This window comes from Actinomycetospora sp. NBC_00405 (assembly GCF_036044095.1).
In the GTDB taxonomy this organism is placed as follows: Bacteria; Actinomycetota; Actinomycetes; order Mycobacteriales; family Pseudonocardiaceae; genus Actinomycetospora; species Actinomycetospora callitridis.
Map to the genome: position 1 here is coordinate 555,349 of NZ_CP107938.1, position 25,506 is coordinate 580,854.

Annotated in this window: 24 protein-coding genes; 10 read left to right on the top strand and 14 right to left on the bottom strand. The window is 73.5% G+C overall.

Annotated features, from left to right (window positions below):
• Positions 1–6 precede the first annotated feature (6 nt).
• Positions 7–288: a hypothetical protein gene (locus OG774_RS02775; RefSeq protein ID WP_328306459.1), complete on the bottom strand. Its 282-nt coding sequence runs from the start codon at positions 286–288 to the stop codon at positions 7–9.
• A gap of 317 nt (positions 289–605) precedes the next feature.
• Between OG774_RS02775 and OG774_RS02780 the strand changes: the two genes are divergently transcribed.
• Both OG774_RS02780 and npdG read left to right on the top strand, forming a co-directional pair.
• The gene (locus tag OG774_RS02780; protein ID WP_328306461.1) at positions 606–1,520 is read left to right on the top strand and encodes an alpha/beta hydrolase; all 915 of its coding nucleotides are present in this window, start codon (positions 606–608) and stop codon (positions 1,518–1,520) included.
• Between the two features lie 44 nt (positions 1,521–1,564).
• Positions 1,565–2,263 carry an NADPH-dependent F420 reductase gene (npdG, locus tag OG774_RS02785; protein ID WP_328306463.1) on the top strand — a complete coding sequence of 233 codons (699 nt, stop codon included), beginning with the start codon at positions 1,565–1,567 and terminating at the stop codon, positions 2,261–2,263.
• Between the two features lie 60 nt (positions 2,264–2,323).
• Here npdG and OG774_RS02790 read toward each other — a convergent pair whose 3' ends face one another.
• Positions 2,324–2,662, bottom strand: a complete 339-nt coding sequence (locus tag OG774_RS02790; protein ID WP_328306465.1) for a DUF3140 domain-containing protein — start codon at positions 2,660–2,662, stop codon at positions 2,324–2,326.
• Positions 2,663–2,712: 50 nt separating this feature from the next.
• Between OG774_RS02790 and OG774_RS29780 the strand changes: the two genes are divergently transcribed.
• Positions 2,713–3,240 (top strand): ATP-binding protein, encoded by a 528-nt coding sequence (locus OG774_RS29780; protein ID WP_442873932.1) that lies wholly within the window; start codon positions 2,713–2,715, stop codon positions 3,238–3,240.
• On the opposite strand, the gene panB is transcribed toward OG774_RS29780, so the two are convergent.
• Positions 3,183–4,019 (bottom strand): 3-methyl-2-oxobutanoate hydroxymethyltransferase, encoded by an 837-nt coding sequence (gene panB / locus OG774_RS02795; protein ID WP_328306467.1) that lies wholly within the window; start codon positions 4,017–4,019, stop codon positions 3,183–3,185. The two genes, OG774_RS29780 and panB, sit on opposite strands and share 58 nt — an antisense overlap.
• 200 nt (positions 4,020–4,219) lie before the next feature.
• Between panB and OG774_RS02800 the strand changes: the two genes are divergently transcribed.
• Positions 4,220–5,815, top strand: coding sequence for an alpha/beta hydrolase (locus OG774_RS02800; protein WP_328306469.1), 1,596 nt, complete (start codon positions 4,220–4,222; stop codon positions 5,813–5,815).
• A gap of 57 nt (positions 5,816–5,872) precedes the next feature.
• The gene (gene glnA, locus OG774_RS02805; protein WP_328306471.1) at positions 5,873–7,216 is read left to right on the top strand and encodes a type I glutamate--ammonia ligase; all 1,344 of its coding nucleotides are present in this window, start codon (positions 5,873–5,875) and stop codon (positions 7,214–7,216) included.
• A 6-nt stretch (positions 7,217–7,222) separates the two neighbouring features.
• On the opposite strand, the gene OG774_RS02810 is transcribed toward glnA (OG774_RS02805), so the two are convergent.
• The gene (locus tag OG774_RS02810) at positions 7,223–7,426 is read right to left on the bottom strand and encodes a DUF4177 domain-containing protein (protein WP_328306473.1); all 204 of its coding nucleotides are present in this window, start codon (positions 7,424–7,426) and stop codon (positions 7,223–7,225) included.
• A 69-nt stretch (positions 7,427–7,495) separates the two neighbouring features.
• Here OG774_RS02810 and OG774_RS02815 point away from each other — a divergent pair, with 69 nt between their 5' ends.
• Complete coding sequence (locus OG774_RS02815) at positions 7,496–10,600, top strand: bifunctional [glutamine synthetase] adenylyltransferase/[glutamine synthetase]-adenylyl-L-tyrosine phosphorylase (RefSeq protein WP_328306475.1); 3,105 nt, start codon at positions 7,496–7,498, stop codon at positions 10,598–10,600.
• A 291-nt stretch (positions 10,601–10,891) separates the two neighbouring features.
• Here OG774_RS02815 and OG774_RS02820 read toward each other — a convergent pair whose 3' ends face one another.
• Positions 10,892–11,266, bottom strand: coding sequence for a hypothetical protein (locus OG774_RS02820; RefSeq protein WP_328306477.1), 375 nt, complete (start codon positions 11,264–11,266; stop codon positions 10,892–10,894).
• A 214-nt stretch (positions 11,267–11,480) separates the two neighbouring features.
• Here OG774_RS02820 and OG774_RS02825 point away from each other — a divergent pair, with 214 nt between their 5' ends.
• Both OG774_RS02825 and OG774_RS02830 read left to right on the top strand, forming a co-directional pair.
• A complete protein-coding gene (locus tag OG774_RS02825) occupies positions 11,481–11,825 on the top strand; it encodes a hypothetical protein (protein ID WP_328306479.1) in 345 nt (114 codons plus the stop codon).
• A gap of 24 nt (positions 11,826–11,849) precedes the next feature.
• Positions 11,850–12,050: a hypothetical protein gene (locus OG774_RS02830; RefSeq protein ID WP_328306480.1), complete on the top strand. Its 201-nt coding sequence runs from the start codon at positions 11,850–11,852 to the stop codon at positions 12,048–12,050.
• A gap of 70 nt (positions 12,051–12,120) precedes the next feature.
• Here the strand turns inward: OG774_RS02830 and glnA (OG774_RS02835) are convergent, their stop codons facing one another.
• Entirely contained in the window at positions 12,121–13,542 is a 1,422-nt protein-coding gene (gene glnA, locus OG774_RS02835) for a type I glutamate--ammonia ligase (RefSeq protein WP_328306482.1), read from the bottom strand.
• Between the two features lie 296 nt (positions 13,543–13,838).
• Between glnA (OG774_RS02835) and OG774_RS02840 the strand changes: the two genes are divergently transcribed.
• Positions 13,839–14,321, top strand: a complete 483-nt coding sequence (locus OG774_RS02840) for an RDD family protein (RefSeq protein ID WP_328306484.1) — start codon at positions 13,839–13,841, stop codon at positions 14,319–14,321.
• 28 nt (positions 14,322–14,349) lie between these two features.
• Here the strand turns inward: OG774_RS02840 and OG774_RS02845 are convergent, their stop codons facing one another.
• On the bottom strand, positions 14,350–15,096 hold the full coding sequence (locus OG774_RS02845) for a DUF4191 domain-containing protein (RefSeq protein ID WP_328306486.1): 747 nt from the start codon (positions 15,094–15,096) through the stop codon (positions 14,350–14,352).
• 49 nt (positions 15,097–15,145) lie between these two features.
• Complete coding sequence (gene lipA / locus OG774_RS02850; protein ID WP_328306488.1) at positions 15,146–16,129, bottom strand: lipoyl synthase; 984 nt, start codon at positions 16,127–16,129, stop codon at positions 15,146–15,148.
• Between the two features lie 131 nt (positions 16,130–16,260).
• On the opposite strand from lipA, the gene OG774_RS02855 reads away from it, so the two are divergent.
• Positions 16,261–17,202 (top strand): LLM class F420-dependent oxidoreductase, encoded by a 942-nt coding sequence (locus OG774_RS02855; RefSeq protein WP_328306490.1) that lies wholly within the window; start codon positions 16,261–16,263, stop codon positions 17,200–17,202.
• A 107-nt stretch (positions 17,203–17,309) separates the two neighbouring features.
• Here the strand turns inward: OG774_RS02855 and lipB are convergent, their stop codons facing one another.
• The 6 genes from lipB to OG774_RS02885 all read right to left on the bottom strand — a co-directional run bounded on the left by lipB (position 17,310) and on the right by OG774_RS02885 (position 25,500).
• On the bottom strand, positions 17,310–18,056 hold the full coding sequence (gene lipB, locus OG774_RS02860; protein ID WP_328306492.1) for a lipoyl(octanoyl) transferase LipB: 747 nt from the start codon (positions 18,054–18,056) through the stop codon (positions 17,310–17,312).
• Positions 18,053–19,330 (bottom strand): NAD(P)/FAD-dependent oxidoreductase, encoded by a 1,278-nt coding sequence (locus tag OG774_RS02865; RefSeq protein ID WP_328306494.1) that lies wholly within the window; start codon positions 19,328–19,330, stop codon positions 18,053–18,055. The genes lipB and OG774_RS02865 overlap by 4 nt, the downstream gene beginning before the upstream one ends.
• Positions 19,327–20,217 (bottom strand): TIGR01777 family oxidoreductase, encoded by an 891-nt coding sequence (locus OG774_RS02870; protein WP_328306496.1) that lies wholly within the window; start codon positions 20,215–20,217, stop codon positions 19,327–19,329. The genes OG774_RS02865 and OG774_RS02870 overlap by 4 nt, the downstream gene beginning before the upstream one ends.
• A 225-nt stretch (positions 20,218–20,442) precedes the next feature.
• Positions 20,443–22,437: a 2-oxoglutarate dehydrogenase, E2 component, dihydrolipoamide succinyltransferase gene (gene sucB / locus OG774_RS02875; RefSeq protein ID WP_328306498.1), complete on the bottom strand. Its 1,995-nt coding sequence runs from the start codon at positions 22,435–22,437 to the stop codon at positions 20,443–20,445.
• 52 nt (positions 22,438–22,489) lie between these two features.
• Positions 22,490–23,866: a dihydrolipoyl dehydrogenase gene (gene lpdA, locus OG774_RS02880; RefSeq protein WP_328306500.1), complete on the bottom strand. Its 1,377-nt coding sequence runs from the start codon at positions 23,864–23,866 to the stop codon at positions 22,490–22,492.
• 116 nt (positions 23,867–23,982) lie between these two features.
• Positions 23,983–25,500 carry a leucyl aminopeptidase gene (locus OG774_RS02885; protein WP_442873933.1) on the bottom strand — a complete coding sequence of 506 codons (1,518 nt, stop codon included), beginning with the start codon at positions 25,498–25,500 and terminating at the stop codon, positions 23,983–23,985.
• Positions 25,501–25,506 lie beyond the last annotated feature (6 nt).

Sequence of the window (25,506 nt, forward strand, 5' to 3'; positions counted from 1 at the left end):
GTGGGGTCAGCGGCGCGGGCGACGCAGGTTGGTCCGGCGCTCGGACTGCAGGTGGAAGACGACGGCCGGCAGCACGACGAGGGCCACGAACGGCAGGCCGACCATCGGCAGCACGAACAGCAGCGCCAGGCCGACGAGCATGACGACGAGCGCGGTGACCGGACTGGTCGCGAGGGCGCCGAGGCGGACGAGCGCCGGGTGGCGACGCGCAGCGGTGCCGACGCGATCCGCGACAGCGGCGAGACTCGCGGCGCGTCCGGCCGGCGCGGGCTGCGGTGCGGCGGGCACGGGACGGGGCAGGGTGGGCGTGCTGTGCGGCCAGGGGAGAGCCATCGGGGTGCGTCCGGTCCTTCGGGTTTCGTGATCCAGCGGGGGCGAGTCGGGTGCCGCGCCGGGGTGACCGGCCGTGGGGCCGGGGAGAACTCCGGGGCGTCGCGGGGATCGACACCGGGATGACGCCTGCGGCCCCAGGGAGGTTCCGCGGTTTCGGTATCGATTCGGCAACGACGGGTTCCGGGCCCGCCGCCGGACGACATCTTCGTCCCTCAACCGAACGGACGGGATGACCCGGAAAGGTGATCCTGAATCCTTCTAGGCTGGCCCGGATGAGCGCCCCGACCGAGCCCGCCGCCGAGTCCGCCCTCGACCCCGGCATCCGCGCCCTGCTCGACCGGTGGACCGACGAGCCGGAGATGTTCGACGGCACCGTCGACGAGTCCCGCGCCCGGTTCGTCGCGCAGATGCGCGAGGCCGGGGGAGCCCCGACGCGGGAGCCCGAGCTGGGCGAGGCCGGCGGTGTGCCGGTGCGGACGCACCGTCCCGCGAGGCGGACGTCGGACGCCCTCGTCGTGTTCCTCCACGGCGGCGGGTGGGTGCTGGGCGGCGGCGACGTGTACGACGCGGCCGCGGACCGGCTCGCGGACGACCTGGGCGCGGTCGTGGTGGCCGTCGACTACCGGCTCGCCCCCGAGCACCCGTTCCCGGTGCCCCTCGACGACGTCCTCGCCGCGGTCCGGGCGCTGCTGGCCGAAGGCCCGGAGCGCTACGCCCTCGTCGGCGACAGCGCCGGCGCCAACCTCGCCGCCGTGGCCGCCCTGGTGCTGCGCGACGAGGGCCGGGCGCCGGACGCGCTCCTGCTCGTCTACCCACCGCCGGACTTCGAGGCGCGCTACCCCTCGCTCGCCGAGAACGCCGAGGGCTACTGGCTCTCCGCCCGCGACGTGCGGGCGTGCTCGAAGCTCTACCTCGCCGGCCACGATCCCCGCGGCGACGCCCGGCTCTCGCCCCTGCGCGCGTCCTCGCTGGCGGGGCTGCCGCCCACGATCGTCGCGACGGCCGGCTTCGACCCGCTGCGCGACGCCGGGCACGCGTTCGCCGACGCGTTGATCGCGGCAGGTGTCGACGCCCGCCGCCGCGAGCACCCCGGCCTCGTGCACGGCTTCTACGGCTTCACCGCCGTGCCGGCCGCGGACGCGGCGGTGTCGGCGCTGCACGCCGAGCTGGCGGAGGTCCTGGCGTGATAGAAACAGTCCACTCTGACCGTTTGCAAGCAGGGAGCGACCCCGTGAGTGCACCGTCATCCGGTGAGGCCATCGACCCGACGACCCTGACCGTCGGAGTGCTCGGCGGCACCGGCAACCAGGGCAAGGGCCTGGCCCTGCGCTGGGCGGCCGCCGGGATCCGCGTGATCATCGGCTCCCGGGTCGCCGAGCGGGCCGAGAACTCGGCGAGCGAGTACTGCGAGGCCACCGGCGTCGACCACGTGCGCGGCACCGACAACGCCACCTGCGCCACCGAGGCCGACGTCGTGCTCGCCGCGATCCCGTGGGAGTCGCACGCCGAGACCCTCACGGGCCTCGCCGAGCCCCTGAAGGGCAAGATCCTCATCGACTGCGTCAACCCGATCGGCTTCGACAAGAAAGGGCCCTACCCCCTGCCCGTCGAGGAGGGCAGCGCCGCCCAGCAGGCCGAGGCGCTGCTCCCCGAGACCCGCGTGACCGCGGCGTTCCACAACGTCTCCGCGGTCCTGCTCGCCGACCTCGACCAGCCGAAGGTCGACTGCGACGTCCTCGTGCTCGGCGACGACCGCGAGGCCACCGACGTCGTCCGCGCCCTCGCCGACGCCATCCCCGGCGTCCGCGGGGTCTTCGGCGGACGGCTGCGCAACGCCTACCAGGTCGAATGCCTCACGGCGAACCTCATCGCGATCAACCGCCGCTACAAGGTCCACGCCGGCATCAAGATCACCGACCTCGATGGCTGACGCCACGTGAGTGATCCGGGTCGTCCCGACGACCCGGATCACTCACGTGGCCGGAGGCCCTCACTTCAACGGGTCGTGGCCCCAGTTCATGAGCGAGTAGCGCCACTTCGAGGTCTCGACGTCCTCCTCCGACGGCTTCTGCTTCAGATGCCGCGCGACGTAGCCGTGGACCTTCTTCATGGCGGCGAGGTCGTCGTCGTCGAGGTCGTCGGCCTTCTTCTTCTGGATCTCGACGATGCGCCGGCCCATGTAGTGGCCCGTCGACTCGTCGGAGTCGCCCGACGACTGGCCCACCGACTGCGACTCGTCGGTCCCCAACCACGTCTCGAGCTCCCCGGGGTCCATGTTGACGACCTCGTCGAACTCGTCGCGGATCTCCTGCGTGTCCTTTCCGGCCATGGTCCGCGTGTACCCGGGTCCGGGCCTCGACACCTCCGGATACCGGGTCGATGCGGGTCGGGCGCGGAGCGGCGCCGCTCGTCGGACGCGACGACGAGCTCGGTGTCCTGGTGGGCGCGGCCCTGTCCGGGCCCGGCGGGGTCACCCTCGCCGCCGGCGAGGCGGGCAGCGGGAAGACTCGGTTGCTCGACGAGGTCGCGGGTCGGGCCGCCGCGGCGGGCGCGCGGGTGCTGCGCGGGCACGCGGTGCCCGGGGGCGGCCCCTTCCGCCCACTCGCCGAGGCCCTGACCGACGACGCTGGTCTACGGCATCGCCGGCGTCACGAAGGCGCACGAGGAGACCACGCGGACGCTGGCGGGCTGGCTGCCGAACGCCGAGCTGATCGCCCTGCCCGGCGTCGGGCACTCCCTGCCGCTCGAGGACCCGGCCGCCGTGGCACAACTGATCGCGAGGGCTGCCGCCACGTGAGGGATGTGGGTCGTCCCGACGACCCATATCCCTCACGTGCGGCGGAGCCGCCTCAGTCGAAGCTGTGCTCGGGGCCCGGGAAGACGCCCTCGCGCACCTCGCGGGCGTAGGAGCCCGCGGCCTCGGCGAGCACCGAGCCCATCTCGGCGTAGCGCTTGACGAACTTCGGCGTGCGCCGCGCGGGGTCGGACAGGCCGACCATGTCGGTCCACACGAGCACCTGGGCGTCGCACTCCGGGCCCGCGCCGATGCCGACGGTCGGGATCGGCACATCGGCGGTCACCCGCTTCGCGACGTGCGCGGGCACCATCTCGAGCACCACCGCGAACGCGCCGGCCTCGGTGACCGCGCGGGCGTCGGCGAGCATCTTGTCCGCCGCGTCCTCGCCCCGGCCCTGCACGCGGTAGCCGCCGAGGGCGTGCTCGCTCTGCGGGGTGAAGCCCAGGTGGGCCATCACGGGGATGCCCGCGTCGACGATCGCGCGGATACGGTCGGCGTAGTGCGCGCCGCCCTCGAGCTTCACCGCGTGCGCGCCGCCGCTCTTCATGAACTCGACGGCGGTGGCCACGGCCTGCTCGACCGAGACCTGGTAGCTGCCGAAGGGGAGGTCGGCGACGACGAGGGCGCGGGGGGCGCCGCGCACCACGGCGCGGGTGAGGATCAGCAGCTCCTCGGTGGTCACCGGCACGGTCGTGTCGTAGCCGAGCACGGTGTTGCCGGCGGAGTCGCCGACGAGCAGGACGGGCACGCCCGCGTCGTCGAAGATCCGTGCCGTGTTCACGTCGTAGGCCGTGAGCATCGGCCACCGCTCGCCGCGCGCCTTCATCTCCTGGAGGTGGTGCACGCGGGTGCGGCGACGTTGCGGGGGAGTGGAACCGGGTGACGTCATCGTCGTCCGTCCTTGCCTCGAGGCCCACCGAGCGCGGCGGGTCCCCGGGTCGTCGGGAGGTTGCCGGGCCAACGCTCGCACCGCCGCGGCGACCCGGCCGCCCGCTGGGACCAGCCTCACAGTGGGATGTCGGACACCGCTCGTGTCGCCGGGGAAGCCCGTCACCGGACGGTCACGGGGCCCGTGGCAGGGTGACCGCCGTGGGATCCACCGCGAGCCGGCAGCGCCGTCGTCCGAGGGCCCTCGCCGCCGCCGTGGTGGGGATCGCCGCCGTCCTGCTCGGGGGATGTGCGCAGGTCGTCCCGGGTGTCGCGGTGCCCGACCCCGCGGGCAGCGCCCCGCCCGGGCTCGAGGCCTTCTACGGCCAGCAGCTCGCCTGGGGTCCCTGCGCGCCGTTCGCCGCCACGGAGGAGGACCGCCAGATCTACGCGGACCCCTCGCTGCAGTGCGCGCGCATGCAGGTGCCGCTCGACTACGCGGCCCCGGACGGCCGGACCGGCACGATCGCGGTGCTGCGCCACGCGGCGCCCGCCTCGCCGGAGCGCATCGGCTCGCTCGTGATCAATCCCGGTGGTCCCGGTGCCTCGGGCATCCAGACCGCCGCCTACCTCTCGACGTCGCTGGCGTCGACCGAGGTCGGGCGCCGCTTCGACGTCGTCGGCTTCGACCCCCGCGGCGTCGGGGAGAGCGAGCCGACGATCCGCTGCCTCGAGGGCCCGGAGCGCGACGCCGACCGCCGCGACGACGACACCGACTCCTCGCCCGCCGGTGTCGCCCAGACCGAGACCGAGGAGCGCGAGACCGTCGACCGCTGCGCCCAGCGCACCGGCCCGGACGTCCTCGCCAACGTCGGGACGCGCGACGTCGCCCGCGACATGGACGTGCTGCGCGCGTCGCTGGGCGACGCCCGGCTGACCTACCTCGGGTACTCGTACGGCACCCGGATCGGCTCCACCTACGCCGAGCAGTTCCCCCGCAACGTGCGCGCGATGGTGCTCGACGGCGCGCTGGACCCCGACCAGGACCCGGTGACGGAGCTGGTCGAGCAGGGCCGGGGCTTCCAGGGGGCGTTCGACGCCTTCGCCCGCGACTGCACGACCCGCCCGAACTGCCCGCTGGGCCAGGACCCGGCGCAGACGACGGCCGCGTACCAGCAGCTCACGCGCCCGCTGATCACCGCGCCGCTGCCCCTGCGCGACGGCCGGGTGCTCTCCTACGCCGACGCCCAGCAGGGCACGATCAACGCGCTCTACGTCGAGGCGTACTGGCCGCGGCTGGTCCGTGCGCTCAGCGACCTGCGCGCCGGCCAGGGGTCGCAGCTCATGACGCTCGCCGACGAGTACTACGAGCGGAACCCCGACGGCACCTACGCCTCGTCGCAGGACGCCTTCGAGGCCATCCGCTGCGTCGACGACCCGCGCATCACCGATCCCGCGCAGTCGCTGGCCCGCGCGCAGGCCTACAACGAGGCGGCGCCGTTCCTCGACAGCGGCCGCGGCGTCTCGTCGGCGCGCGACAGCTGCGCCTTCTGGCCCGTGCCGCCGACGAGCCAGCCGCACCTGCCGCAGGTGCCGGGCCTGGCGCCGCCCCTCGTCGTCTCGACCACCGGCGACCCGGCCACGCCGTACCAGGCGGGCGTGGAGCTGGCGCGGGCCCTCGGCGGCTCGCTGGTGACGAAGATCGGCGACGACCACACAGCGGTGTTCCAGAACTCGCCGTGCGTCGACGACATCGCCACGCGCTACCTGATCGACAACACCCCGGCCCCGCCGAACGCGACGTGTCCGGCCACCTAGGGACGCGTGACCCATCCCCGGTTTCGGGGATCTGGACGCACACCTAGGGTCTGGCCCATGGATCGCCAGCAGGAATTCGTCCTGCGCACGCTCGAAGAGCGCGACATCCGCTTCGTGCGGCTGTGGTTCACCGACGTGCTGGGGTACCTCAAGTCGGTGGCCGTGGCGCCCGCCGAGCTCGAGGGCGCCTTCGCCGAGGGCATCGGGTTCGACGGCTCGGCGATCGAGGGCTTCGCGCGGGTCTACGAGTCGGACATGGTCGCGAAGCCCGACCCGTCGACGTTCCAGGTGCTGCCCTGGGAGACCGCGGGCGGCGGGCACTACTCGGCCCGCATGTTCTGCGACATCACGATGCCCGACGGCTCGCCGTCCTGGGCCGACCCGCGCCACGTGCTGCGCCGCGCGCTCTCGCGCGCCGCCGAGGCCGGGTTCACCTGCTACGTGCACCCCGAGATCGAGTTCTACCTGCTGCGCGACCTGCCCGGCGACGGCACGCCCCCGGTGCCGGCGGACACCGGCGGCTACTTCGACCAGGCCAGCCACGACGCCGCGCCGCACTTCCGGCGCCGGGCGATCGAGTCGCTCGAGGCGATGGGCATCTCGGTGGAGTTCAGCCACCACGAGGGCGGCCCCGGCCAGCAGGAGATCGACCTGCGCTACGCCGACGCCCTGACCATGGCGGACAACATCATGACGTTCCGCTACATCGTCAAGGAGGTCGCGATCACCCAGGGGGTGCGCGCGTCCTTCATGCCCAAGCCGTTCACCGAGCACGCGGGCTCGGCGATGCACACGCACATCAGCCTGTTCGAGGGCGACCACAACGCCTTCCACGACGCGTCGGAGCCCTACGAGCTGTCGAAGACGGGCAAGGCCTTCGTGGCCGGGGTGCTGCGGCACGCCCGCGAGCTCTCGGCGGTGACGAACCAGTTCGTCAACTCCTACAAGCGCCTCATCGTCGGTGGCGAGGCCCCCACCACCGTGTGCTGGGGCCACGCCAACCGCTCGACGCTCGTGCGCGTGCCGATGTACTCGCCGGGCAAGGCGTCGTCGCGTCGCGTCGAGGTGCGCACCATCGACACCGCGGCCAACCCGTACCTGGCGTACGCCGTGATCCTCGGCGCCGGGCTGCAGGGCATCGCCGAGGGCTACGAGCTGCCGCCCGCGGCCGAGGACAACGTCTGGATGCTCTCCGAGGGCGAGCGCCGGGCGATGGGCTACGAGACGCTGCCCCAGAACCTCGACGGCGCGCTCGCCGCGATGGAGCGCTCGGAGCTCATGGCCGAGGTCCTCGGCGAGCACGTCTTCGACTTCTTCCTGCGCAACAAGCGCGCGGAGTGGGACGCCTACCGCCGCAACGTCACGCCCTACGAGCTGGCGACGTACCTGCCGACCCTCTAGACGGCTCTAGACGGGGCGCTCGAAGGTGACCAGCAGACCCTCCACGCCGCCCGGGCCGAGGCGACCCTTGACGTCGGCGGCCGTGATGGCCTTGAGCTGCCAGCCGTCGGCCGCCTCGTCGTTGAGGATCCGCTCGAGCTTGTCGTCGGAGAGCTTGCCGCCCATCAGGCCCTCGCGGACCTGCACGACCTTGTACCGGAAGCGCTGCATGCCCGCGATCCTGCCAGTGGACGGGGCGGGCGGGCGGCAGCACGGGCCCCGTCCTGGAAGGCTCGGGGCATGACCGAGTCCGCGCCGTCGAGCCGCCCCGCCGGACGCACGGGGCGGGCCCCCGCCCGGCTCGGGCTCACCGACCCGGATGCGGGGACGCGGCTCGCCGACCTGGGCTGGTGGGACGGCGACGCCCCCGTCGAGGGCACCGAGCTCGCGGTGTGGGCCCTCGCCCGCAGCCCCGACCCGGATCTCGCGCTGCTGGCGCTCGAGCGCCTGCGCGAGTCGCTCGACGACGGGGAGTGGGCGGCGCTCGCGGAGGCGCTGCGCGGCGACCAGGGCCTGCGCGGCCGCCTGTTCGGCGTGCTCGGAGGCTCGACGGCGCTCGGCGACCACCTCGTCGCCCACCCGGAGCGCTGGCGCAGCCTGCAGAGCGAGAGCACACCAGGGCGCACCTACGACCCCTCCGTGCTGCCCGATCTCGCCGAGCGCACCCGCACGTTGCTGACCGCGGTGGGCGCCGAGCACGGGGACGCCGTGCCCCGCGCCACCGTGCTGGAGCCGGCCGGGGTCGGGGTGCTGCGCCTGGCCTACCGCGACGAGGTGCTGGCCCTCGCCGCCGCCGACCTGCAGTCGGTGTGCGAGCCCGAGCTGCCGGTCGTGCCGGTCGAGGTCGTCGCGGCCCAGCTCGCCGACCTCGCCTCCGCGGGCCTGCGGGCGGCGCTGGCCGTCGCCGACGCCACGGTCGCCGACGCCCTCGCCACCAAGGACGACCGGCAGCCCGGCGACCCGCTGCCCTGCCGCCTCGGGGTCATCGGGATGGGCAAATGCGGCGGCCGCGAGCTGAACTACGTCAGCGACATCGACGTGATCTTCGTGTGCGACGGCCCGACGGACGTCGCCACCCGGCTCGCCTCGACGATGATGCGCATCGCCACCGAGGCGTTCCTGGAGGTCGACGCCAACCTGCGTCCCGAGGGGCGGCAGGGGGCGCTGGTCCGCACCCTCGACGGCCACGTCTCCTACTACCGGCGCTGGGCGAAGACCTGGGAGTTCCAGGCGCTGCTCAAGGCCCGCCCGGTCGCCGGCGACGAGGAGCTCGCCCGCGAGTACTGCGAGGCCGTCGACCCGATGGTGTGGAGCGCCGCCGACCGCGACGACTTCGTCGCCGACGTCCGGGCCATGCGCCGCCGCGTCGAGGACCACATCCGCGCCGACCACGCCGACCGCGAGATCAAGCTCGGCCGCGGTGGGCTGCGCGACGTCGAGTTCGCCGTCCAGATGCTGCAGATGGTGCACGGCCGCGGCGACGACACGATCCGCAGCCAGAACACGCTCGAGGCCCTGGCCGCGCTCGCCGACGGGGGGTACGTCGGTCGCGACGACGCCGCCAACCTCGCCGCGTCCTACCGGTTCCTGCGGATGCTCGAGCACCGCGTGCAGCTGCAGAAGATGCGCCGCACCCACCTCTTCCCGTCCGACGACGACACCGCGGGCCTGCGGTGGCTGGCCCGCGCGGCCAAGCTGCGCGCCGACGGCTCCCGCGACGCCGTGGGGGTGCTCCAGCACGAGCGCTCGCGGCACACGGTGCGCGTGCGCCGGCTGCACGAGAAGCTCTTCTACCGCCCGCTGCTGGAGTCGGTGGCCCGGGTGCCGGGTGAGGACCTGGTGCTCACCAGCGAGTCGGCCAACCGCCGGCTCAAGGCGCTGGGGTGGACGTCGCCGCAGGGCGCGCTGGGGCACCTGCAGGCCCTGACCAGCGGGGTCAGCCGCGCGAGCCGCATCCAGCGCGCGCTGCTGCCCGTGCTCCTCGACGAGCTTGGCCACACCGCCGACCCCGACCACGGGCTGCTGGCGTACCGGAAGGTCTCCGAGGCGCTCGCCGACACCCCGTGGTTCCTGGGCTACCTGCGCGACGAGGGCGTGGCCGCCGAGCGGCTGATGCGCGTGCTCGGCACCTCGCGCTGGGTGGCCGAGCTGATGCCGCGCACCCCGGAGGTCCTGCGGCTGCTCGCCGGAGACGGCCCGCAGGCCGACCTCGTGGCCCGCAGGCCCGAGGAGGTCGCCGCCTCGTTGCGCAACGCCGTCGGCCGCCACACCGACCCGGCGTCGGCGGGCCAGGTCGGCCGGTCGATGCGCCGCATCGAGCTGGTGCGCGTCGCGTGCGCCGACCTCCTCGGCCTGATCGACGTCAGCGCGGTGTGCGAGGCGCTCTCGAGCATCTGGGTGGCGGTGCTGCAGGCCGCGCTCGCGGCCGCCGAGCGGGGGCTCGCCGACGGCGGGGACCCGCCCCCGGCCCGGATCGCCGTCATCGGGATGGGGCGGCTGGGCGGCGGGGAGCTCGGCTACTCGTCGGACGCCGACGTCCTCTTCGTCTGCGAGCCGGCCGACGGCCCAGGAGGTCGGACGGACGACGCGGAGGCCGTGCGCCATACGAAGGCCGTCGCGGAGGCCGCGATCGCCGCCCTGGGCGCGCCGAGCCCCGACCCGCCGCTCGAGGTCGACACCAAGCTGCGTCCCGAGGGTCGCAGCGGCCCGCTCGTGCGGACGCTCGCGTCGTACCGGGACTACTACGCGAAGCTCGCGAGCACGTGGGAGTACCAGGCGCTCCTGCGCGCCCGCCCTGTCGCGGGCGACGAGGCGCTCGGCGCGGCGTTCGTCGAGGCCGTCGACCCCTACCGCTACCCGGCGGACGGGCTGCCCGACGCCCAGGCGGTGGAGATCCGGCGGATCAAGGCGCGCGTCGACAACGAGCGCATGCCGCGCCGGGCCGACAAAGCCCTGCACACCAAGCTCGGCACCGGGGGGCTCGCCGACGTCGAGTGGACCGTGCAGCTCCTGCAGCTCCAGCACGCCGGCTCCGTGCCGTCGCTGCGGACGCCGTCGACGCTCGAGGCCCTCGACGCCGCGGCGAAGGCGGGCCTGCTCGACGCCGGCGACGCCGAGGAGCTCGCCGCCGGCTGGACCATGGCCACCCGCGCCCGCGGCGCCGCCACCCTGGTGCGCGGGCGTCCGACCGACGAGGTGCCGCACTCGGGGCGCGACCTCGCCGCCGTCGCCTCCGCGCTGGGCCACGACGCCGACGCCGACCCCGGCGAGTTCCTCGACGAGTACCGCCGCGTCACCCGCCGCGCCCGCGCCGTCGTCGACCGGGTGTTCTACCTGGTGGACTGACGCCGGGTCGCTGCACCTCCTGGTGCACCTCCGGCGCCAGCGCTGCGTCCACGCTGGCACCGGACGCCAGGATCGCCACCGGCTCGCTCGAGCGACACGCCGGCCCGCCGCACGGGGCGCACCCCCTCCGGCCCCGCACGACGGGCACGTTGCGCATGATCACCGAGCTTGCCGAGCTGCCGAACGTGCCCGTCGCGCGGGCGGAGCGACCTGCCCCGCCCCGGAACGCGCGAAACGGCACCCTCGCTTCGTCGAACGAAGCGAAAGTGCCGTTCGCTGCGGTGCGGTGCCTCAGCACACGGTGTCCGCCTGCGAGGGCGGGCCGTCGGCCGGGCGGGTCCTGAACGGGTCGTGGGGGAGCCGGGCGACCGGGATCGGGCCGGTCGGCGGGTCGACCGGACCGTGGGGGCGACCGGCGTGCGGCCCGTACGGGCTGGCCGGCAGCGGCGCGGGCCAGGTCGCCGGCGCCGTCCCGGGAACCGCGGCCGTGCGGCGACGCCGGCGGACGACGACCGTCGTCACCACGCCGCCGACCAGCAGGACGAGCAGCGTCGACCCGCCGACCACGCCCCACAGCAGCGCGCGCCGCTCGCTCGCGTCGCCGTCGCGGGCGTAGGCCTGCTCGGCGACGGCACCGGCGAGGACGGATATCCACGGACGGGTCATGGGGGCTCGCTTCTCTGGGTCGACCGCGGGACCAGGGGCTCTGACCTGCGGTGACGTCGAAACTACGAAGCGCGACGGCCCTGGGGATGCGTAGGACTACGGGCCCGGACCAGGGTTTCCGCGGGCGCGCCCCGCGCGTGAGGTGCGCCGCGATCGGGGGTGCGTACGGCCGGGTGGGTGGCGTTCGGGCCGTCGATGACCGACGATCGAACACGTGTTCGATGAGCGCGGTCCGGCGCAGCGCCGCAACGACCGGTCCGGCGCGCTGCAGCGCGACGAGGTCAAGCGCGTCTGGGTCGACCTCGCGATCGCCTACCCGCGCCCGGAGGAGCAGCCGGTCCGGCCGATGCCCGAGGGCGTCGACCTCCAGAGCCGGGTCCCCGGGGAGCTGCTCGCCTGGCGCCGCACGACGACGGGGGAGTGGGTGGGCTGGGTATGCCTGCCCGTCCGGCGCGGCGAGGAGATCCGCTACGTCTACCAGTACGTCGTCGCGGCGGCCCTGTCGCTGCGCGAGGACGTTCCGGACAAGAGATCACACGACCGTTCCCCCGGCCGCTGAGCCGGTCGTGCCAGCATGGCGGGCATGTACTCGGCTCTCGGCCTCACCACGATGCGCGGCTGTGTGATCGGCTGGGTGATCAGCGCCGTCCTCCTGGTCGTCGGCCTCGTCTTCACGTTCACGCCCAACCCGGTCGTCGGGATCGTGATCTTCGCCGTCGGCGTCGTGGGCATCGTCCTCGTGACCCTCGCCGTCCTGCGCGTGCGCAAGGGCCAGGCCGGCTGACCCACGGCCCGGGACGCACGACGGCCCGGCCACCACGAGGGTGACCGGGCCGTCGGCACTGCTCAGGAGATCAGCAGTTGTAGTACAGCTCGAACTCGTACGGGTGCGGCCGCAGGCGCAGGCCGGTCACGTCGTCGCGCTTGAGCTCGACCCACTTCTCGATCAGGTCCGAGGTGAACACGCCACCCTCGAGCAGGTAGTCGTGGTCGGCCTCGAGGTTGTTGATCGCGGCGTCGAGGCTGGCCGGGACCTGTGCGATCTCGGCGGCCTCCTCGGGCGGCAGCTCGTAGAGGTCCTTGTCGACCGGCGTCGGCGGCTCGATCTTGTTCCGGATCCCGTCGAGGCCGGCCATCATCATCGCGGCGAAGGCCAGGTACGGGTTGCCCGACGAGTCGGGACAGCGGAACTCGAGACGCTTGGCCTTCGGGTTGTCGCCGGTGATCGGGATGCGGACGCACGCCGAGCGGTTGCGGTTCGAGTACACGAGGTTGATCGGGGCCTCGAAGCCGGGCACCAGGCGGTGGTACGAGTTGATCGTCGGGTTCGTGAACGCGACGAGGCTCGGGGCGTGGTGCAGGATGCCGCCGATGTAGTGGCGACCGAGGTCCGAGAGGCCCGCGTAGCCGTTGGCGTCGTAGAACAGCGGCTCGCCGCCCTTGAACAGCGACTGGTGGCAGTGCATGCCCGAGCCGTTGTCGCCGGCGATCGGCTTCGGCATGAAGGTGACGGTCTTGCCCGCCTGCCACGCCGTGTTCTTGACGATGTACTTGAACAACTGCAGGTCGTCCGCCGCGTGCAGCAGCGTGTTGAACTTGTAGTTGATCTCGGCCTGACCGCCGGTGCCGACCTCGTGGTGCAGCTTCTCGAGCTCGAAGCCCGAGTTGATGAGGTTGGTGCCGATCGCGGCCCGGAGGTCCGAGCTCTGGTCGGTCGGCTCGACGGGGAAGTACCCGCCCTTCATCGAGACCTTGTTGCCCTTGTTGCCGCCGACCTCGTCGCGACCGGTGTTCCAGTGGCCCTCGACCGAGTCGACCTCGTAGAACGTGCCGTTCGGCTTCGAGTCGTAGCGCACCGAGTCGAAGATGTAGAACTCGGCCTCGGGGCCGAAGAAGCACGTGTCGGCCACGTCGACGGTGGACAGGAACTTCTCCGCCTTGCGGGCCACGTTGCGCGGGTCGCGGCTGTAGGCCTCGAGCGTCAGCGGGTCGTGGACGAAGAAGTTCATGTTCAGGGTCTTCTGGGCCCGGAACGGGTCGATCCGGGACGTCGCCGGGTCGGGCAGCAGCGTCATGTCCGACTCGTTGATGCTCTGGAACCCGGTGATCGACGAGCCGTCGAAGGCCAGGCCGTCGGTGAAGACGCCCTCCTTGAGCTCCGACGCCGGCACCGTGAAGTGCTGCATCTGGCCAGGGAGGTCACAGAACCGGACGTCGACGTACTTCACCCCCTCGTCGGAGATGTACTTGAAGACCTCGTCCTGATTGTTGAACACCCTCGGTGGCTCCTTCACACGCTTGCCGGGGACGACGGGGGTCGAGTGGTCAGCGGAGGGCACCGTACCCACCGATCGGGGGCAAGGTCCGTGACCGTTCCAGGTGATCCCGACGCTAGGTCGGTGCTGTTGCTCGCCCGTCACCAGCATGTTTCACAGCAGTTAACGCGCACAGGGTGGCCATGCGACGACGCAGCGCCCCCGGCCCCCGACGGCCGTAGCCTGTCACGGTGTCGTGGTTTCGTGAATGGCTGGACGGCGCGGGACGACCCGCTGGTGGTGACACGGCCGGTGAGGTGGCCACGGACCGTCCCGCCCCGGCGGCCGGACGCACCCGGCCGGCCTCCCCGCCCTCGGATCCCGGCGAGGCCCCCGGCGCCGACGGCTACCCCGGCGAGCGGTTCGGGCTCCCCGAGACCGGCCCCGGCTCCGTGGCCACGCTGCTGCGCCGCGGCGGTCAGTTCCTGCTCGACTCGCTGCTCGCCGGCATCGTGGCGCTGATCTTCACCTACCCGGCGCCGCCCCAGAACTGGAGCCTGTTGACCTGGGCGATCCTCATGGTCGTGCCGGTGGCGGTCATCGGTGCGACGCCCGCGATGGCCCTGCTGGGGATGCGCGTCGTGCGCCTGGACCGTCCGGAGTCGGCCGGGGTCGGCCTGCTCTGGACGCTGGTCCGCACGGCCTCGGTGTTCTTCATCGTGCCGGCGCTGATCATGGACCGTGACTCGCGCGGCATCCACGACCGTGCCAGTCGCACGGTGGTCATCCGGACCCGCTGACGAGGGCTACCGACGAGCTACCGGCGAGCTACCGGCGGCGCGCGGTGCGCTGCATGCCCTTCATCTGCTGCGCGTTGCGCGGCATCGGGCCCTTGGGCATCGCCGGCCCACCGCGGGCGGCCAGGGCGGCGAGACGCTTCTCGACGGTCTCCATCTGGCTCTTGTCGATGTTGCGCGGGAGCTTGGTGACGTGGCGCTGGAGCTTCGAGAGCGGCACCTGGCCCTCCTCGTCGCCGACGAGGACCTCGTAGATCGGCACCTGCCCGACGATGCGGGCGACGCGCTTCTTCTCCTGTGCGACGAGGCCCTTCGTCCGGTGCGGCACGCCCTCGGCGACCAGGATCACGCCGGGCCGGCCGATGACGCGGTGCACGGCGTCGAGCTGCGTGGTGCCGGCGACGGCCTGGGTGACGCGCCACTGGCCGCGCATGTTGTCGAGCGCCCAGCCGGCGGCGCCGGGCTGGCCCGCGGCCTTCGCGTAGACGTTCTTCTGCACCCGGCGGCCGAAGATGATCACGGCAAGGAGGACGCCGAGCAGGACGCCCGTGGGCAGCAGGAACCACTCCTGGCCGATGAGCAGGCCGATGCCGAACAGGACGAGGGCCGTGACGACGACCGCCCCGATCATCAGCGGCAGGAGGAGCTTGTCCTCCTTGCGCTGCATCTGGAACGCCTGCCAGATCTGGCTGAACCGCTCACGGCGCGCGGCCTTCGCGGCCTGCTTGGCGGCCTTCTTCTCTTCCTTGCTCGCCGCACCGGAGCCCTGCTTCGCCATGCGGACCATTCTGCCCTACGGGGGCATCACGCCGTCCACGCAGCGTGGGTCAGGAGCGAGAGCGCGCGAGCACCTCGCCGACCTCCTGGCGGGCCGGTCCCTCCTCGGCGAGCTCGGCCATGCCCTCGGGCAGCGCCTCGCCGCGGGCGATCTTCGCCTGCGCGTAGAGGCGTCCGGCGCGGTACGACGAGCGCACGAGCGGACCGGCCATCACGCCGGGGAAGCCCATGGCGAGCGCCGCGTCCCGGTGCTCCACGAACTCCTCGGGCTTGACCCACCGCTCCACGGGGTGGTGGCGCAGGCTCGGACGCAGGTACTGGGTGAGCGTCAGCAGGTCGCAACCGGCGTCGTGCAGGTCCTGCATCGTCGTCGTGACCTCGTCCGGCGTCTCGCCCATGCCGAGGATCAGGTTCGACTTGGTGACGAGCCCGGCGGCGCGGGCCTTGCGGATCACGTCGAGGGAGCGCTCGTAGCGGAACCCCGGGCGGATGCGGCGGAAGATGCGCGGCACGGTCTCGAGGTTGTGGGCCAGCACCTCGGGGGCCGCGTCGAAGACGGGGCCCAGCTGGTCGTCCCGGCCGTCGAAGTCGGGGATGAGCAGCTCGACGCCGGTGCCGGGGTTCTGGGCGTGCACCTGGCGGACGGTCTCGGCGTAGAGCCACGCGCCGCCGTCCTCGAGATCGTCGCGGGCGACGCCGGTGATCGTCGAGTAGCGCAGGCCCATCTGGCGCACCGACTCGGCGACCTTCCGCGGCTCCGTGCGGTCCAGCGGCGAGGGCTTCCCCGTGTCGATCTGGCAGAAGTCGCACCGCCGGGTGCACTGCTCGCCGCCGATGAGGAAGGTGGCCTCGCGGTCCTCCCAGCACTCGAAGATGTTCGGGCAGCCGGCCTCCTCGCACACCGTGGCGAGGCCGGAACCCTTCACCAGGCCCTTGAGCTCGGTGAAGTTCGGTCCGGTGGCGACGCGCGTGCGGATCCACTCCGGCTTGCGCTCGATGGGCGTCTGGGAGTTGCGGACCTCGAGCCGCAACATCTTCCGTCCGCCTGCAAGATCTTGACTGGGGCCGACCGTCACGTGCTCGACCCTACGCCGCACGGACGTGTCCTTCAGACCGATGTGGGCGGGGAAGGTTCGGACCGTGACGGGATGACTACCCTGATCGTGTGGACCTCCGGATCTTCACAGAGCCCCAACAGGGCGCCGCCTACGAAGATCTACTCCGCGTCGCGCGGTGTGCTGAAGCGGCGGGCTTCGACGCCTTCTTCCGGTCCGACCACTACCTCGCCATGGGCGACGCCAACGGCCTCCCGGGGCCCACCGACGCCTGGCTGACCCTCGCCGCCCTCGCGCGGGAGACGACCACGATCCGCCTCGGGACGCTCATGACCGCCGCCACCTTCCGCCTGCCCGGCCCGCTGGGCATCACGGTGGCGCAGGTCGACCAGATGTCGGGCGGACGCGTCGAGCTCGGCCTGGGCACCGGCTGGTACGAGGCCGAGCACCTGGCCTACGGCATCCCCTTCCCGCCGCTGCGCGAGCGCTTCGGGATGCTCGCGGAGCAGCTGGAAATCCTCACCAGCTCCTGGCGCACCCCGGTCGGCGTCACGTACTCCTTCGCCGGCGAGCACTACACCTTCGACGACAGCCCCGGCCTGCCGAAGCCCCTGCAGACCCCGCACCCGCCGATCATCGTCGGGGGCAACGGGCCGTCGCGGACGCCGCGGCTCGCGGCGGACTTCGCCACCGAGTTCAACATGCCGTTCGCCGGCCTCGACGCCCTCGTCGAGGGCCAGGAGCGCGTCGACACCGCGTGCCGCGAGCGCGGCCGCGACCCGGCGACCCTGGGCCGCTCCACCGCGCAGGTGCTCTGCGTCGGCCGCGACGAGGCCGAGGTCGCCCGCCGCGCGGACGCCATCGGCCGCCGTCCCGACGAGCTGCGCGCCAACGGCATCGCCGGCACCCCGGACGAGGTCGTCGACAAGATCGGCACGTTCGGCGAGCGCGCGGGGATGCAGCGCCTCTACCTGCAGGTGCTCGACCTCTCCGACCTCGACCACCTCGAGCTCGTGGCGTCGGAAGTGGCGTCCCAGCTCGCGGCGGTCTGAGGGGCTCGCCCGAGTGTCAGCGGCGGACCCCCATCGGCGTGCTCCCCTGATGCAGACGTTGAGTGTCCGTATCGTTCCGTGGATCACCGAGCAGGAGTGCTTCGGGCTCAGGCCCCGGCCGGTGTCCCCACGCGCACGGTGAGCCCGCCGACGGTGACCTCGCGCGGCTCGTCCACGGTCAGCGTGCGCTCGGTGACCTCGATATCGCCCTCCAGGGCCGCCAGCACCGCGTCGCGGGTGGCCGCGCGCACCTCGTCGACGCCCACGCGGCGCCCGAGCTCGGCGGTGAGGCTCGTGACCCCGGCGTCGCGGATCCCGCACGGCACGATCGCGCCGAACGCGGCGAGGTCCGGATCGGCGTTGAGGGCGAAGCCGTGCAGGGTGACGCCGCGCGCCACGCGCACGCCGATGGCGGCGATCTTGCGGGCGGGGCCACGGTCGTCGGCGGGCAGCCACACGCCGCTGCGCCCGTCGATCCGGCCGGTCGCCAGGCCGTAGGAGTCGCACACGGTGATGAGCGCCTGCTCCAGACGACGGACGTGGTCGACGACGTCGAACGGCTGGGCGAGCCCGATGATCGGGTAGCCGACGAGCTGGCCGGGGCCGTGCCACGTGATCTTTCCGCCGCGGTCGACGTCGATGACGGGGGTGCCGTCGGCCGGGCGCTCCTCGGGCAGCGTGCGCTTGCCCGCCGTGTAGACCGAGGGGTGCTCGAGCAGCAGGAGCACGTCAGGGCCGCCGTCGACCCGCGCGTCGGCGTGGGCCCGCTGGCGGTCCCAGGCCTCCTGGTAGTCGACGGTGCCGATCTCGTGCACCTCGACGGGCTCGGCGGCGGCGCGGCTGGAACGGCTCACGGGCTCGACGGTACCTCGGCTCCGAGGTACCGGAGCGCCTCCTGCGCCGTCCGCCGCCCGCTGACCAGCGCGCCCTGCACCGAGGGGGTGTCGCGGTGGTCGCCGGCGACGAACAGGCCGTCGCCCACGTCCACGGGATGCTGCAGGCCGGCCGGGGTCGGCGGGATCGCGGCGGGCAGGGCGCGGGGGACCCGGACCGTCGCCAGCTCGTCCCAGGCGCCGACGGGCGTGCCCCAGATGCGGGTGAGCTCGCGGCGCAGCTCGGTCTCGGCCAGCGGCTCGGGGCCGAGGACGGTGCTGGCGACGAGGTGCCGGTGGTCGGGGGAGTAGGACGGCGCGGCGGCGGTGAGCACCACGGTGTTGACCACCGGCCCGCGGGCGCCGTCGAGGTGCAGGAGCGCCTGACGGGTCGGGGGCTCGGCGACCACGTGGTACTGCGTGGTGAGCGCGAACGTGCGCGGCGGCGGGACGCGTCCCGGGAGCAGCTGCGAGGCCGCGGTGCCCTCGGTCGCGACGATCACCGCGCCGGCGCGCACCGAGCCGCGTGCCGTCTCGACCAGCCCGGGGCCGACCCGCTCGACGGGGGTGTCGAGGTGCACCGTCCCCGCCGGCAGCCGGGCGGCGAGCTGGGCCGGCACCGCGCCGATGCCGCGCGAGGGCAGCGTCAGGTCGCCGAGGGCGAAGCTGCGCCAGAACAGGGAGAACACCCGCGAGGAGGTCTCCAGGTCGCGGTCGCCGAGCACGCCGTTGAGGAACGGGCGCAGGAACGTCTCGGTCGGCGCGCCACCGAGGCCCCAGCGGGCGAGCTCGTCGGCGGTCGAGCGCTCGGGGGCGCGCGCCTGGGTGCGCGGTGGCACGACCAGCGAGCGCACGGCCAGCGCGGCGATCCGGGCCTTGGCGCCGATCCCGAGCAGCCGGTCGAGCGCGGTGCGCGGCGCCCACGAGGGGACGCGGCGCGGGTCGGCGAGGCGGTGCAGGCGGCCGTCGGCGTCGCGGACCGCGGCGCCGGGGACGAAGCGGCGCAGGTCGAGGGCGTCGAGGTCGAACGCCGCGCGCAGCGCCGGGTACGACGTGTTGAGGATCTGGAACCCGCGGTCGACGAGGAACCCGTCGACGACGTCGGTGCGCACCCGCCCGCCGACGCCGTCACCGGCCTCGCACACGACGACCGACCGCCCGGCCCGCGCCACCGTGCGCGCGGCCCGCAGCCCGGCGAGCCCGGCGCCCACCACGACGACGTCGACGACGTCGGGCAGGGGCTCCGGGACCGTCATCCGTCGAGCACCGCGTGCAGGGCCTCCGAGAGCGTGCCGTGGCGGAACTCGAAGCCCTCGCGCTCGAGGACGCCCGGCAGGACGCGCTGGCTCACGAGCACGCCCTCGTCGGCGAACTGCCCGAGCGCGGCCCGCATGGCGAACCCGGGGACGACCCAGGGCGCGGGGCGGCTCATCTGCTCGGCGAGCACCCGGGTGAACTCGTCGTTGGTGACCGGGTCCGGCCCCGTGGCGTTGAGCGGCCCGGAGACCGTGTCGTGCTCGAGCGCCCAGACGATCGCGCCGATCTCGTCGTCGAGGGAGATCCACGGCCAGTACTGGGTCCCGGGCCCGAGCTTGCCGCCGAGCCCGAACTGGAACAGCGGCTTGATCCGCCCCATCAGCCCGCCCGACGGGGAGAGCACGAGGCCCGTGCGGACGAGGACGACGCGCGCCCCGCCGTCGACCGCCGGCTTGGTGGCGGCCTCCCAGTCGCGGCAGAGGTCGGCGAGGAAGCCGGTGCCGCGGCGGGCGGTCTCGTCGACGGCCATCGCGCCCGTGTCGCCGTACCAGCCGACCGCCGACCCGTTGACCAGCGTCGGGACGCCGTGCTCGGCGACGGCGCGGGCGAGGACGTCGGTGGGGATCATGCGGCTGTCGCGCAGTTCCTGCTTGCGCGCGCCGGTCCAGCGCTTGTCGCCGATGCCGGCGCCGCACAGGTTGACCACCGCGTCGGCGCCCTCGAGCGCGCCCGGCGCGAGGTGCCCGGCGGCCGGGTCCCAGCCGCGCTCGTCCGGGGCCTGCGGGGTCCGGCGGACGAGACGGACGACCTCGTGCCCGGCCTCCCGCAGGCGGGGGACCAGGGCGGTGCCGATGAGTCCGGAGGACCCGGCGATGACGACGCGCATGGGGTGATCGTCGCGGAGTGTCCGGCCCGACGCGACCCGGGGTCGGCGTTCAGCGGTGTCGCGGGAGTACCGGGTCGGTTCCGCGCGAAGGGCACCTTCGCGCGGATAGAGCGGTGAGGGGCGCCCTTCGCCGGAACGGCGTGGCTCGGGCTGGACGACCGAAGGGCACCGTCACGCGGAGAGAGCGCGTGACGGTGCCCTTCGGTCGGAACAGGTGCGCGCGAGCTACAGGCCCAGCTCGCCCTCGAAGGCGCCGCCCTCGAGGCGGTCCTTGATCGTCGTCAGGAAGCGCGCGGCGTCGGCGCCGTCGACGATGCGGTGGTCGTAGGACAGGCACAGGTAGGCCGTCGAGCGGATGGCGATGACGTCGCCGCCCGAGTCGTCCTGGAGCACCACCGGCTTCTTCACCACGGCGCCGGTGCCGAGGATGCCGACCTGGGGCTGGTTGATGATCGGTGTGTCGATCAGCGCGCCCCGCGAGCCGGTGTTCGTGATGGTGAACGTGCCGCCCGAGAGCTCGTCCGGCGTGATCTTGTTCGCCCGGGTGCGCTCCGCGACGTCGGAGATCTTGCGGGCGAGCCCGGCGAGGTTGAGGTCCCCGGCGTCGTGGACCACCGGCACGATCAGGCCGGCCGGCGAGTCGACGGCGATGCCCAGGTGCTCGGCACCGTGGTAGGTGACCTCGCCCTTCTCGGTGTCGATCATGGCGTTGACCTGCGGGTGGGCCTTGAGGGCCTCCACGGTGGCCAGCGCCATGAACGGCAGGAACGAGAGCTTGACGCCCTCGCGCTTCTGGAAGTCGGCCTTCGCCCGGTCGCGCAGGCGCGCGATCCGCGTGAGGTCCGCCTCGACCACCGTCGTGAGCTGGGCGGAGATCTGCAGCGACTCCACCATGCGTTTCGCGATCGTGGCGCGGCGCCGCGAGAGCTTCTGCGTGGTGCCGCGCAGCCCCGAGGTGTCCGGCGCGGGCGCGCCGGCGGAGCCGCGGGAACCGGACGCCGAGGGCTTCTGTACCTCGCCGCCGTACACCGCCCCGCCGCCGGAGCCGCCCGCGGCCTGCGCCCCGGCCGGGGCGTCGCCCGCCGGGGCGCCGCCCGGCGGAGTGGCTGCGGCGCTGTCCTGCTCATCGGCGGCCTTGACGACGTCCTGCTTGCGGATGCGGCCGCCGACGCCGGTGCCGGTCAGCGACGACAGGTCCACGCCGCGCTCGGCGGCGAGCTTGCGCACCAGCGGCGTGACGTACGGCGAGCCGCTCTCCCCGCCTCCGTCGCCCGCGGGCGTCGACGCCCCGTTGCCCTGCGTCGAGGCCTGCGACGGCGCCTTCTGCGCACCCGCGTTCGCGGGCCCGCTCGGGCCGGTGGGCTGCTCCGTCTCGTGCGAGACGTAGTCGTCGGCGCCGGACGCGGCCTGGGGGCCGGCCGGGGCCTCCGCGGGCTCCGGCTCGGCCGGGCGCTCGGGCTCGGGACGCGGGTCCTCGCGCGGCGGGGCGGCCTCGGTCTGCTGCGGCTGGGTCTGCTGCGGCTCCGGCTGGGCGGGGGCCGGCGAGCCACCGCCCGACGCCTGCGACGCGTCGCCGATCACGGCGAGGGCGCCGCCGACCTCGACGGTGTCGTCCTCGCCCGCGCGCAGCTCGAGCACGGTGCCGGCGACGGGCGAGGGGATCTCGGTGTCGACCTTGTCGGTGGACACCTCGAGCAGCGGCTCGTCGACCTCGACGGTGTCGCCGACCTGCTTGAGCCAGCGCGTGACCGTGCCCTCGGTGACCGACTCGCCCAGCGCGGGCATCTCGACGGTCGTGCTGGCCCCGCCGCCGGAGGACGAGCCGCCCGACGACGACGCCGCCGCCGGCTGGGGCTCTGGCTCGGGCTCGGGCTGGGACTGCTGGGGCTCGGGTTCGGGTTCGGGTTGCTGCTGGGGCTCCGGCTCCGGCTGCGACTCCTGGGCCGGCTGGGCGTCACCACCCGACGAGCCACCGCCCTCGCCCTCGTCGCCGATCACGGCGAGGTCGCCACCGACCTCGACGGTGTCGTCCTCCTGCGCCACGATCCGCTGGAGCACCCCCGCCTGGGGCGACGGGATCTCGGTGTCGACCTTGTCGGTGGACACCTCGAGCAGGGGCTCGTCGACGTCGACGTGGTCGCCCTCCTGCTTGAGCCAGCGCGTCACCGTGCCCTCGGTGACGCTCTCCCCGAGAGCAGGCATCTGGACGGTGTAGGCCATCGTGCTCGTGACTCCTCGTGCGTGTCTCGGGTGTGGTCAGCCGTGGCCAGGATCAGCCATGACTGTGGAGGGGCTTGCCGGCGAGCGCGAGGTGCGCCTCCCCGAGGGCCTCGTTCTGCGTGGGGTGGGCGTGGACGAGGTTGGCCACGTCGGCGGGCAGCGCCTCCCAGTTGTAGATGAGCTGGGCCTCGCCGACCTGCTCGCCCATGCGCGTACCGATCATGTGCACGCCGACCACGGGGGCGTCGTCGCTGGTGCCGCCCTTGACGAGCTTGACGGCGCCGGAGGTCTTGAGGATCTGCGACTTGCCGTTGCCGGCGAGGTCGTAGGTGAGGGTCTGCACCTCGCCGTAGACCTCCTTGGCCTGCGCCTCGGTGAGGCCGACCGAGGCGACCTCGGGCTCGCAGTAGGTGACCCGCGGGATGCCCGTCTCGTCGATCACCGGCGGGTTCAGGCCCGCGATCTCCTCGGCGACGAAGATGCCCTGCTGGAAGCCGCGGTGGGCCAGCTGGAGGCCGGGGACGATGTCGCCGACGGCGTAGATGTTGGCGACGCCGGTGTGCAGGCGCTCGTTCGTCGGGACGAAGCCGCGGTCGAGGGTGACGCCGTTCTCCTCGTAGCCGAGGTCGGCGGTGTTCGGGCCGCGGCCGACGGCGACGAGGAGCAGGTCCGCCTCGATCTGCTCGCCGTTCTCCAGGCTGATCGTCACCGAGTCCGCGCCCTGCTCGACGCCGGTGAACTTCGTGCCGGTCTTGAAGGCGATCTTGCGCTTGCGGAACTGGCGCTCGAGCGACTTGGAGAGGAACTCGTCCTCGTTGGGCACGAGGTGCGGCAGGGCCTCGACGATCGTGACCTCGCTGCCGAAGCTCTTCCAGACGCTCGCGAACTCGACGCCGATGACGCCACCGCCGAGCACGACGACGCGCTCGGGCACGTAGTCGAGGTTGATGGCCTCGGTGGAGGTGAGCACCCGGCCGCCGAGCTCGAGGCCGGGCAGCGTCTTCGAGTACGAGCCGGAGGCCAGGACGATGTGCCGGCCCTGGTAGCGCTGCCCGTCGACCTCGACGGTGTCCTGCCCGACGAGCTTGCCGGCGCCCTCGATCAGCGTGACCTTGTTCGCCTTCACCAGGCCCTGCAGGCCCTTGTAGAGGCGGGCGACGACGTTGTCCTTGTAGGAGTTGACGCCGCTCATGTCGATGCCCGACAGCGAGCTCTTCACGCCGAACTGCTCGCCCTCGCGCGCCGAGTCGGCGACCTCGGCGGCGTGCAGGAGGGCCTTCGTCGGGATGCAGCCGCGGTGCAGACAGGTGCCGCCGACCTTGTCCTTCTCCACCAGCGCGACCGAGAGGCCCAGCTCCGCGGCCCGGAAGGCGCAGGCGTACCCCCCGGACCCGGCTCCGAGGATGATGACGTCGTACGTGTCGCTCACTGCTGCTACTCCCGCGTCGGCGTGTGGCGTGCGGTGGCCCCGGCCCGACATCGTGGTGTCGGGGAGGCGTTGTCCGGGTTCATCCTTCCACCTCCGCGAAACCGCCGCGGCCGACCTCAGCCGTTGCGGGAGATGTCGTCGAGCACGGCGGCGATCGTGCGCACCGGGACGCCGGTGCCACCCTTGGGCGTGTAGCCGTGCGGGCCGCCGGTGTTGAAGGCCGGGCCGGCGATGTCGAGGTGCACCCACGGCACGCCGTCGGCGACGAACTCCCGCAGGAAGATGCCGCCCACGAGCATCCCGCCGAAGCGGTGGTTGGTGACGTTGGCGAGGTCGGCCACCCGCGAGTCGAGGTCGCTGCGCAGCTCGTCGGGCAGCGGCATCGCCCAGCCGCCGTCGCCCGCCGCGACGGCGTGGGCGGCGACCCGGTCGCGGAACTCGTCGGTCCCCATGACCCCGGGTGTCCGCGAGCCGAGGGCGACGAGCTGGGCGCCGGTGAGCGTCGAGGCCTCGAGCAGGTAGTCGGGGGAGTCCTCGCAGGCGCGGGCGATGGCGTCGCCGAGGACGAGACGGCCCTCGGCGTCGGTGTTGAGCACCTCGACGGTCGTCCCGCCGTACATCGTGAGGACGTCCCCGGGGCGGTACGCGGTGCCCGAGGGCATGTTCTCGGCCATCGGCACGGTGGCGACGACCTCGACGTCGAGCCCGAGGTCGGCGGCCAGGCAGGTGGCGGCGACGACCCCGGCGGCCCCGGACATGTCCGAGGTCATGTGGTCCATGTTCGCCGCGGGCTTGATCGAGATGCCGCCGGTGTCGAACGTGATGCCCTTGCCGACGAGGGCGACCTTCTTCCGAGGGTTCGCCGGCGAGTACGTCAGGCGGACCAGCCGCGGCGGCCGCGAGGACCCGCCGCCGACGCCCAGGACGCCGCCGTAGCCGTGCTCGGCGAGCGCGGACTCGTCGAGGATCTCCACCGACACCCCGGCGGCCTCGGCCAGGGAGCGTGCCCGCTGCGCGAACGCGTCCGGGTACAGGTCGTTGGGCGGGGTGTTGACGAAGTCGCGGGCGTGGCGGACGGCCTTCGCGACCGCGGCTGCCCGGGTCACCGACGCGTCGTCGTTGCCCACGAGACCGACGATCGCGAGCTCGGTCGGCGCCGTCTCGGGGGCCTTCTTGTAGTCGGTGAAGGCGTAGTCGCCGAGCAGGGTGCCCTCGATCGCGGCAGCGAGGTCGAGCGCGGAGAGCGTGGTGACGATGCTGGCGGCGTGGCCGTGCAGGGTGCGCGCCGCGGCGCCGGCCGCACGCCGGACCTGCTCGGCGAGGTCGGGCGTCTCGCCCGCCGCGCCGGTGTCGGACGGCTCGGCACCGAGCCCGACGGCGACCACGAGCGGCGCCCCGATCGCCCCACGGGTGGGGACGCGGGTGACCTCCTCGGCCTTGCCCGTGCCGCCGAGCAGCGCGACCAGGCCGGGCAGCTCGCCGGCGAGGTCACCGAGCGCGGACGTCGGGCCGGCCACGACGGGGTCGCCGCCGTCGGTCCCGGGTCGCACGCCGACGACCACGGCGTCCACGTCGGCGAGCGCGTCGGTGCCCGGGTCGGGGCCGAGGAGCTCGAGGTCGGGGGTGCTGCTCACGTGGGG